9 protein-coding genes are annotated in these 8,756 nt (G+C 37.0%); 5 read left to right on the top strand and 4 right to left on the bottom strand.

The window, feature by feature from the left end; translation table 11 throughout:
- The first annotated feature begins 25 nt into the window (after positions 1 to 25).
- Positions 26 to 1,930: a response regulator gene (locus D6734_05490; GenBank protein ID RMF95471.1), complete on the top strand. Its 1,905-nt coding sequence runs from the start codon at positions 26 to 28 to the stop codon at positions 1,928 to 1,930.
- Positions 1,931 to 1,949: 19 nt separating this feature from the next.
- Here D6734_05490 and D6734_05485 read toward each other — a convergent pair whose 3' ends face one another.
- The 4 genes from D6734_05485 to D6734_05470 are packed head-to-tail and all read right to left on the bottom strand — an operon-like array spanning position 1,950 to position 5,126.
- The gene (locus D6734_05485; protein RMF95470.1) at positions 1,950 to 2,606 is read right to left on the bottom strand and encodes a hypothetical protein; all 657 of its coding nucleotides are present in this window, start codon (positions 2,604 to 2,606) and stop codon (positions 1,950 to 1,952) included.
- Between the two features lie 21 nt (positions 2,607 to 2,627).
- The gene (gene panB / locus D6734_05480; GenBank protein ID RMF95469.1) at positions 2,628 to 3,431 is read right to left on the bottom strand and encodes a 3-methyl-2-oxobutanoate hydroxymethyltransferase; all 804 of its coding nucleotides are present in this window, start codon (positions 3,429 to 3,431) and stop codon (positions 2,628 to 2,630) included.
- Between the two features lie 26 nt (positions 3,432 to 3,457).
- A complete protein-coding gene (gene folK / locus D6734_05475) occupies positions 3,458 to 3,943 on the bottom strand; it encodes a 2-amino-4-hydroxy-6-hydroxymethyldihydropteridine diphosphokinase (protein ID RMF95468.1) in 486 nt (161 codons plus the stop codon).
- Position 3,944: 1 nt separating this feature from the next.
- Entirely contained in the window at positions 3,945 to 5,126 is a 1,182-nt protein-coding gene (locus D6734_05470; GenBank protein RMF95467.1) for an LL-diaminopimelate aminotransferase, read from the bottom strand.
- Between the two features lie 192 nt (positions 5,127 to 5,318).
- Here D6734_05470 and D6734_05465 point away from each other — a divergent pair, with 192 nt between their 5' ends.
- The 4 genes from D6734_05465 to D6734_05450 form a co-directional block, all read left to right on the top strand.
- A complete protein-coding gene (locus D6734_05465) occupies positions 5,319 to 6,731 on the top strand; it encodes a glutamate--tRNA ligase (GenBank protein ID RMF95466.1) in 1,413 nt (470 codons plus the stop codon).
- Positions 6,732 to 6,747: 16 nt separating this feature from the next.
- A complete protein-coding gene (locus D6734_05460) occupies positions 6,748 to 7,488 on the top strand; it encodes a hypothetical protein (protein RMF95465.1) in 741 nt (246 codons plus the stop codon).
- Positions 7,488 to 8,210 carry a chromosome segregation protein ScpA gene (locus tag D6734_05455; GenBank protein RMF95464.1) on the top strand — a complete coding sequence of 241 codons (723 nt, stop codon included), beginning with the start codon at positions 7,488 to 7,490 and terminating at the stop codon, positions 8,208 to 8,210. Before D6734_05460 ends, D6734_05455 begins: the two co-directional genes overlap by 1 nt.
- On the top strand, positions 8,200 to 8,756 hold a 557-nt coding region (locus D6734_05450; protein RMF95463.1), incomplete at its 3' end, for an outer membrane lipoprotein carrier protein LolA. The genes D6734_05455 and D6734_05450, both read left to right, overlap by 11 nt.

The raw sequence follows: 8,756 nt of genomic DNA, 5'->3' as shown, positions 1-8,756 counted from the left end.
GCCCAATGGCGAATGTTGAATTGTGATGAAAGAGACAGGTCAATTTGAGGTTTATGTAGAAGTACTCAGGGCAGTCATAATAGCTGTAATTTTTCTTTTCCTTTTATGGTCTGACAGAAAGAACGATTTAAAAAGCTGGGATGGTTGGAGATACATTCTAAACGGGTTTTTCTTCCTCACATTTGCAACCACTATAGATATCACTGATAATTATCCGTCACTTTCTAAATTTTATATTATTGGTCCCACAGTTTTAGAAGCTATTTTGGAAAAAATTGTAGGATATCTTCTTGGAAGCATATTGCTTGCTTTGGGATTTTTTAAATTTGTTCCCCTTATAGCTGATTATAGGAGAGAAGCAGAGGCAAGAAGAAAGGCGGAAGAATTCAGTAAAAATATTCTAAGCAGTGTTGATGAAGGATTTATCATTATTGATGAGAATTACAGAATTCTGTCGGCAAATCGAGCCTTTCTTGAAAGCGCAGGAGTAGAGTTTACTGAGGCAGTAGGGAAGAAATGCTATGCAGTGTCTCATCATAGCGAGAAGCCATGCTATGAGTCAGGTGAGGAATGTGCTGTTATGCATACCTTTCAAACAGGAAAACCTCATAATGTTTTACATAAACATATAAGTAGTGATGGGAGTCCCTACTATGTAGAGATTAAATCATATCCTTTTTCAAGAGAAAATGGCAGAGTAAAATCAGTAATCGAAGTCTTGAATGATGTGACAGAAAAAAGACAACTCGAAGAGCAGCTTGCACATTCGCAGAAACTTGAAGCAGTGGGACAGCTTGCAGGAGGAATAGCGCACGATTTTAACAATATTGTTACTGCTATAATGGGATATGCAAAACTCATTAAAAAGAAGAATGCTTCAATCGAAGAAGCCAAGAAGTATGCTGAACAAATTCTTTTAGTAGCTGAAAAGGCAAATTCCTTGACAAAAAGCCTTCTTATATTCAGTAGGAAAGGAACTTTGGAAGTTATGCCCATTTCTGTAAACGATATCATTTTGGGCATGTCTGAGCTTTTTAGGGTTGTAGTAGGCAGAAAGATTGAATTGGAGACAGACCTCTTGGATGAAGATATAATGATAATGGCAGATAAGGGACAGATTGAACAGATTTTGTTGAATCTAATCTCTAATGCAAAGGATGCTATGCCGAAGGGCGGCAAAATAAAAATAAAGACGGCATTTGCAAAATTAGGTGAGACATTTATAAAAGTTCATAATCTTGAACCTGCTGAAAGATATGCATTGATAACAGTTTCAGATGAAGGCGAAGGAATGGATGATGAAACAAAGGCGAGAATATTTGAGCCATTCTTCACTACAAAGCCTGTTGGCAAAGGCACTGGATTAGGGCTTTCAATGGTCTATGGAATAGTGAAACAGCATAAAGGATATATAAAAGTAGAAAGCAAAAAAGGGATAGGAAGCAAATTTTATATATATTTTCCTGAAACAAATGAAATGCCTATAGGAATGGATGACTCAACAGATAAATTCTTTTCAGGGAATGGAGAGAAGATTCTCTTGGCTGAAGATGACAACCACATCAGAAGACTTATGGAAAATTGTCTCACTGATTATGGCTATAAAGTTGTCGTTGCTTCAAATGGCAATGAAGCAGTCAAAGTTTTTTGTGAGAATGATGATATTGAATTAGCGGTAATCGACTATATAATGCCTGAAAAGGATGGTTTGGAGGCATCCAAAGAAATTAAGAAGATAAATCCCAATGTTAAAATTCTTTTTCTTAGTGGCTTTTCCGACAACAATATTGAAAGAGAAATAAATGATGAAATCAAAAATGCTGAATTACTGACAAAACCTATATTGCCGGAAAGACTCTTGAACAAAGTAAGAGAGATTTTAAGTAAAGAAAAAGAGCTAACTTCTCTTGATAGTGATAAACTTCATTAGTTGATACAATAAACAACATCTATTCTTTTCTAAAACCAATCCATTTCGACAATTCTTCTGCCGGTGTCCTTGGCCTTTTAAAATTGTTGATTTCTTTACTTTTGTCTGGATAACCGACTGCTACCGCTGCAATGAGTTGTTTTGTCTTAGGAAGGTTTAGGTAATTGGCTATATCATCTGCGCATACCAAGGGAATCCCTAACCAACAGGTGCCAAGTCCCTTTGAATGGGCAGATAAGAGAAAATTTTCCACAGCAGCACCGATGCTTAAAAGACATTGTGTATCACATCCGCTATAACTTACAAAAAAAACAGCCGCCGGCGCACTAAAGAAACAAAGACTATTCTGAAAGACCGCAGCACCGTCCATTCCATCTTTTTGTGCGGCTTCGGCAACTGCAGTGAAGATTTCTTCCTGCCTTTTTTGATTTTCTTCAGGAATTTCCGGAAATGAGTCTCCCTCTTGCATTCTCGATGGAAAGTTATTTGTCACTATTTCTGAGATATTCTTCAATTCATTTCCGCCGACGATTATGAACTCCCATGGCTGTTGATTTGTTGCACTTGGCGCCCAAATCGCTGCGTCAAGGCATTCTTTTACGATGACAGGAGAAACATCTTTTTCCAAAAAAGCTCTAATGCTTCTGCGCGATTTTATAATGTCATCAATATCCATAAAATGATTGTCCTTTAGTTTTTAATAGCCGTGTTTTTTCGTTGGAAATTTTTTCTCTTTCACCTCTTTTTTAAATCTTGAGACAGCTTTGATTATCTCTTTTTTCAGATTTGCATACTGTTTGAGAAAGCGCGGTTTGAATTTATCATCGAAACCAAGCATATCATATATTACAAGAACCTGTCCGTCACAATATGGTCCTGCGCCGATGCCTATTGTTGGAATTGGAACGCTTTCTGTAACTTTTTTTGCAAGCAATGTGGGAACCTTTTCAAGGACGATTGCAAATGCGCCGGCATCTGCCAATGCTTTTGCGTCTTTTAATATTCTTTTTTCATCTTCTTCCTTTTTACCCTGCACACTATAACCGCCGATACGATGCACTGCCTGAGGCATCAAGCCTATATGAGACATAACAGGAATTCCTGCTGTTGTAAGTTTTTTTACTGTTTCCGCATATTCTTCACCACCTTCGAGCTTTACGGCTTCGGCACCGCCTTCCTTCAAAAACCTCGAGGCATTGACGAGAGCTTTTTCGGGATTGACCTGATAGGACATAAAGGGCATATCTACAACGAGAAGCGCTCTTTTCCTGCCTCTTGCAACTGCTTTGGTGTGGTGAAGCATATCATCCATAGTTACAGGAAGTGTATTTTCATAGCCAAGCATCACATTGCCCAAGCTGTCGCCCACAAGGATAACTTCAATTCCTGCTTCATCGAGAAGGCGCGCAAACTGAAAATCATATGCAGTAAGCATTGAAATTTTTTCACCGCGCTCTTTCATCTTCTTCAATGTTTGGATTCTTATTTTTTCTTCTGCCATTTTTGACGACGCTTTATAATTATGATTTATTTTTTCAATACCTTTTTACTATCTTTGCATATTTGAAGCAAATGTGAAATCTTTTTTCCATTGACAGGATGAATAATTTCAGACGCAATTTCTGACAACGGTTCGAGAACAAATCTCCTTTCACACATTCTTGGATGAGGCACTTCCAAATTCCTTTCATTTATTATTTTATTTTCATAGAGCAGAATATCAATATCAATCGTCCTATCCTTACCTGATTCTCTTTCCTTTGTTCTACCATATTTTTTTTCAATACTGGAAAGGGCTTCTAAAAGCTCATCCGGTAATAATGAAGTTTCAATAAGGACTGCGCAGTTCAAGAACCATTGAGAGCTTTCGTAACCATACGGCTCAGTCAAATATTTTGATGATATCTTTTTGACCTCTGTATTTTTTATCTTGGATATTTCTTCAATGGCAGAGTTTAAGTTTTCTTCTTTATTCCCGCAGTTTGACCCGAGACTGAGATAAACTTTATTCATACTATAATTTTAAATTCTTCAACCTTCTGCATGCTTCTTGCAACCGCTCTTTGTCGCTTGTAAGGGCAATGCGGAAATATCCTTCGCCATATTTTCCAAATCCGATACCGGGCGTTACTACTATTGCCGTATCTTCAAGAAATTTAGTGGACAAACTTTTGGAATCATATCCTTTGGGACATTTTACCCACATATAAAATGTTGCCTTTGTCGGGACTATATCGAAGCCCACAGCCCTTAGTCCGTCTTCCATTATTTTTCTTCTTTCACTATAAATATTGCTCATTCTTTCGATATCTGCCTCTCCATTATCCAGAGCTTCAATTCCCGCATATTGAATTGCCTGAAAAACACCGGAATCTATATTTGTTTTTATTTTGGAAAAACCTTTGATAATCTTTTCACCACCAATTGCAAAGCCTATCCGCCACCCGGTCATATTGTAAGTTTTTGACATAGAATGAAGTTCGATTGCCACATCCTTTGCACCGTCAGCATTGAAAATTGATGGCGCCTTGTAGCCGTCGAATGACATTTCTGAATATGCGGCATCATGGCATATAATGATGTTGTATTTGTAAGCGATTTCAACGGCGTTATTGTAAAAATCTATGTCTGCTGTAACTGAAGTAGGATTGTTTGGATAATTGATGAACATAAGTTTTGCCTTGTTTAGCGCATCTTCAGGGATGGAGTCAAAATCCGGCAAAAAATTGTTTTCTTCCTTGAGCGGCATAATATATGGTTCGCCGCCGCTGAATATTGTGCTTGAGAAATATACTGGATATCCGGGATTTGGAATTAGAACAATGTCGCCGGGATTTATAAAAGCAAATGGCAGATTTGCGACAGCTTCCTTTGCGCCTATCAGAGATATTACCTCATTTTCAGGATCGAAATCGACACCGAACCTTTTTTTTATCCAGCGGGCGCAAGCTTCGCGGTATTTGAGCATTCCAACATAGGAAGGGTATCTATGGTTTTCAGGATTTTCAGCGGCTTTTTTTAGAGCTTCGATTATATGGGAAGGTGTAGGCGTATCAGGGTCTCCTATTCCCAAATCAATCACATCTTTGCCTTCAGAAATTGCCTGTGCCTTCAGTCTGTCGAGTTCAGCAAATAGATATGGCGGTAAAGCATCGAGCCGATTTGATAATCTTACTTCGAAATCTCTCTTAATCATTCAAACATCTCCTCTGTAAACAACCCAATATTATTAATCTGATAGCGATAAAAAACTCTTATTAATTGAAAAATTTTTTGAAGGATAGTAAATAACAGATATTTTTTTGTCAAACCATTGTTGGAGAGAATTAGGAAGATTTTTTTGTTAAGGTTGGTGTAAGAGAAAATAAAAGTAAAAGGCATAGAATTTATGGTACAAGAAGTTAGAACAAGATTTGCGCCTAGCCCGACTGGACATCTTCATATTGGGGGAGTTAGGACAGCACTTTTCAATTGGCTTTATGCCAAGAAGAACAGTGGGAAATTCATTCTTCGAATTGAAGATACTGATAGGGAAAGGTCGAAACAGGAATTTACAGATTCAATTTTAAGCTCCCTCAGATGGCTTGGACTCGATTGGGATGAAGGTCCCTATTACCAAAGCCAAAGAAATGAGCTTTATAAGGAAGCAATCAACAAGCTAATAGCGGAAGGGAAAGTGTATAGATGCATTTGTACAAAGGAGGAGCTTGAAGAAAGAAGAAAACAGGCGCTGAAAGAGGGTAGGCCTCCTGCCTATGACCGCAGATGTCGTGAAGCAGGAATCAAGGAGGACTGTGGGAAACCTTTTACATTGAGGTTTGCAATGCCTCTTGAAGGAGAAACTGTCATCGATGACCTTATCCGAGGAAGGGTAGTTTTTCAAAATAAGCAGCTCGATGATTTGATTATAGCAAGGCCAGATGGAGCTCCAACATATAATCTTGTTGTAGTCGTCGATGATTCGCTGATGAATATCAATTATGTAATACGAGGAGAAGACCATCTTGCCAACACTCCGAAGCAGATTCAAATAATGAAAGCCCTTGGCTATCCAATACCGGTTTATGCCCATCTGCCCCTTATTTTAGGCACTGATAAAGCAAGATTGAGCAAGCGGCATGGTGCAACATCGGCTGAAGAATACAAAAGACAGGGTTATCTCCCTGAAGCTTTGATAAACTATTTGGTAAGATTAGGATGGTCATACGGAGACAAAGAAATTTTTACTATTGATGAAATGATAAGATACTTTGATATAAAGGATGTTTCAAAAGCGGCAGGTATTTTCAATCCTGAGAAATTGTTGTGGATGAATGCAACATATATTCATGAAATGGATGACAAAGAGCTTTTGGACAAAGCATTTCCATTTTTGAAGGAAAGAGGATATGATAAAAGTCCGTTATATAGCGATGAATATATGTTGAAAATAACGCCTCTTCTGAAAGTTAGAAGCCGCACACTTGTTGAATTTGCCGAAAGTGCAGGTTATTTTTTCACAGATGAAATTGTTTATAACGAGAAAGATTTAAAAAAATGGATAAAACCGGGAATCAAAGATTGCCTTGAAGAATTGATGTCTTTCGTTTTGTCAAAGGATGAGTTGGATGAAAAAGAGCTTGAAGATTATCTTAGAAGGGTATGTGAAGAGAAGAATATAAAACTTGTAAATATTGCTCAACCAGTTAGAATAGCCCTTACAGGGAAGACAGTAAGTCCGGGATTATTTGAAGTTATGAAGCTAATCGGCAAGGATTCGGTTGCTAAGAGGCTTAAAAGACTAATAGATTTTATCTCATAAAAGAGGAGAGAAAAAATTGGTTAAACCCATAAAGAAAAAGAAGATTATAATTAAAGATGAGTATGTGCCCCTTCCTGAAAAGATATATGGACAAATTGTTGAAAATTTCAGTTCTATTCTTGCCGGAGTTGGAATTGTTGCAATAATATTTGGCGTTATTTGGGGGGTAATGTATTTCAGTCAAAAGAAGGAAGAGCGAGCTTCAGAAGCCTTTTCAAAGGCAGTGAATGTTTATTGGAGGACTATAAACAACTACAATTCACTGAGTGATAAGGAAAATACAGAAGGTCCAAAAAAATTGAACTTCAATGAAGCAAAGGGAATGTTTCAAAAGATTGCAAAGGAATATAAAACTACAACTTATGGGAAATGGGCGGAGTTGTATTTGGCTAATTGTTATAGATATGAAGGAAATCTTGGAGAAGCAGAAAAGCTTTATTTGGAATTTATCAAAAAGTATGAAAAAAATGATATAATTGCATTGCAGGCATACCAGAAGCTTACAGTTACACTTTTTGATGAAGGAAAATATGAAGATGCGATAAGATATTGCAATGCATACTTGGAGAAAAAGGATTCAATGGCTATTGACAGATTTTTATTTAGAATTGCGCTCTGTTATGAGAAAATAAATGAATTGAATAAAGCACAAACATATTACAAACGTATAGTTGATGAGTATCCACAATCAGATCTGAGCAGGAAGGCAAAAGAAAAATATGAAGCAATCACTGTGATAAAAATGCAGGGCTTGTAATGGAAGGCAATCTCGTAAATAAAGAATATCAGGTTCAACTTCCTAATTTTGAAGGTCCCCTCGACCTGCTTCTATATTTAATCAAAAAGAACGAAATAGATATATATGACATCCCGATTGCTTTCATTTTGGAAGAGTATATGAAGTATGTAGATGTGATGAAAGTGCTTAATCTAAATTCCATTGGCGAGTTTTTGGTAATGGCGGCTCATTTGCTTTATATCAAATCTCGAATGCTTCTACCTACAGCAAAAGACGATGGCGAGGAAATTGAAGACCCAAGGACAGACCTTGTCCAGCGTCTTCTTGAATATGAACAGTTTAAATTGGCGGCACAGGAGCTTGCCAATAGGAGTGCATATTATAGTGAACAATATGATAGGCAAAATCCATCCGGAGAAATCGAAAAAGAAGAAAAAGTTCTGGTAAATGTTTCGGTTTTTGATTTGATAAAAGCTTTTGAAGGCATACTCAAACGAACAAAAGATTCAGCTGTCAAGGAAATATTGGTCTCAAAGATAACTATAAATGACAAAATATCGCAGATAATCGAAATTCTCGAGAAGAAGGATTCAATTACCCTGAACAGTTTATTTCAAGAAATGAAGGAAAAGATTGAAATGATTGTCACCTTTCTTGCACTTCTTGAATTGATACGCTTGAAGTTGGTGCGTGTTGAGCAGGAAACTCAATTCGGAGATATTACGATTTTTGCCAATTAAGAGTTCATATTTTTTTATGAAGCTGAATAGACTTAAAAAAACATTCTTTTTTATCATCCCCTTCATAGTATTGTTTTTATTCAATTCTGTCGCCGATGCTGACAAGGCAGATGAGTATTTGAAAAAAATTGAGAAGCGGTATGAGAATGTCAGGTCAATAACGATCAAGTGTAGAGAGAATTTTTTCAATAAAACATTGGAAAAAACTTTCACCTTCAAAGGTGAAATGTATATTCGCCGGCCTGATAAATTTAGATGGGAAATAACAAGTCCAGATGAGCAATTGATTGTCATAGATGGAGAAAATCTGTGGATTTATACAAAGGAGAATAATCAAGTTATCAGGGAAAAAGCAGACAAAAAGGGAAGAGCAAAGCTTGCATTGCTTCTGCTCGCAGATATAAATGAGTTGAAGAAGAATTTTACCATAACATTCGGAAAGGAAGAGAAAAATAGGTTTGAATTAAATCTTTTGCCTGTTGAAAAAACTGTAGATGTCAAGTCTGCTGTGTTGTATGTAAATAAAGATAGCTACAAGATAGAAGG

It is taken from the genome of Candidatus Schekmanbacteria bacterium (genome assembly GCA_003695725.1).
Lineage (GTDB): Bacteria > Schekmanbacteria > GWA2-38-11 > GWA2-38-11 > J061 > J061.
The sequence above is the reverse complement of the archived record's forward strand: the minus strand, read 5'-3'. Positions and strand labels throughout refer to the sequence as shown.

What these genes read in the sequence shown, in the direction of transcription:
- panB (RMF95469.1), bottom strand. Translation starts at nt 3,431, where the DNA reads ATGGCAGAAGAAAAAATAAGAATCCAAACATTGAAGAAGATGAAAGAG.
- D6734_05455 (RMF95464.1), top strand. Translation starts at nt 7,488, where the DNA reads ATGGAAGGCAATCTCGTAAATAAAGAATATCAGGTTCAACTTCCTAAT.
- D6734_05485 (RMF95470.1), bottom strand. Translation starts at nt 2,606, where the DNA reads ATGGATATTGATGACATTATAAAATCGCGCAGAAGCATTAGAGCTTTT.
- D6734_05470 (RMF95467.1), bottom strand. Translation starts at nt 5,126, where the DNA reads ATGATTAAGAGAGATTTCGAAGTAAGATTATCAAATCGGCTCGATGCT.
- folK (RMF95468.1), bottom strand. Translation starts at nt 3,943, where the DNA reads ATGAATAAAGTTTATCTCAGTCTCGGGTCAAACTGCGGGAATAAAGAA.
- D6734_05490 (RMF95471.1), top strand. Translation starts at nt 26, where the DNA reads ATGAAAGAGACAGGTCAATTTGAGGTTTATGTAGAAGTACTCAGGGCA.
- D6734_05465 (RMF95466.1), top strand. Translation starts at nt 5,319, where the DNA reads ATGGTACAAGAAGTTAGAACAAGATTTGCGCCTAGCCCGACTGGACAT.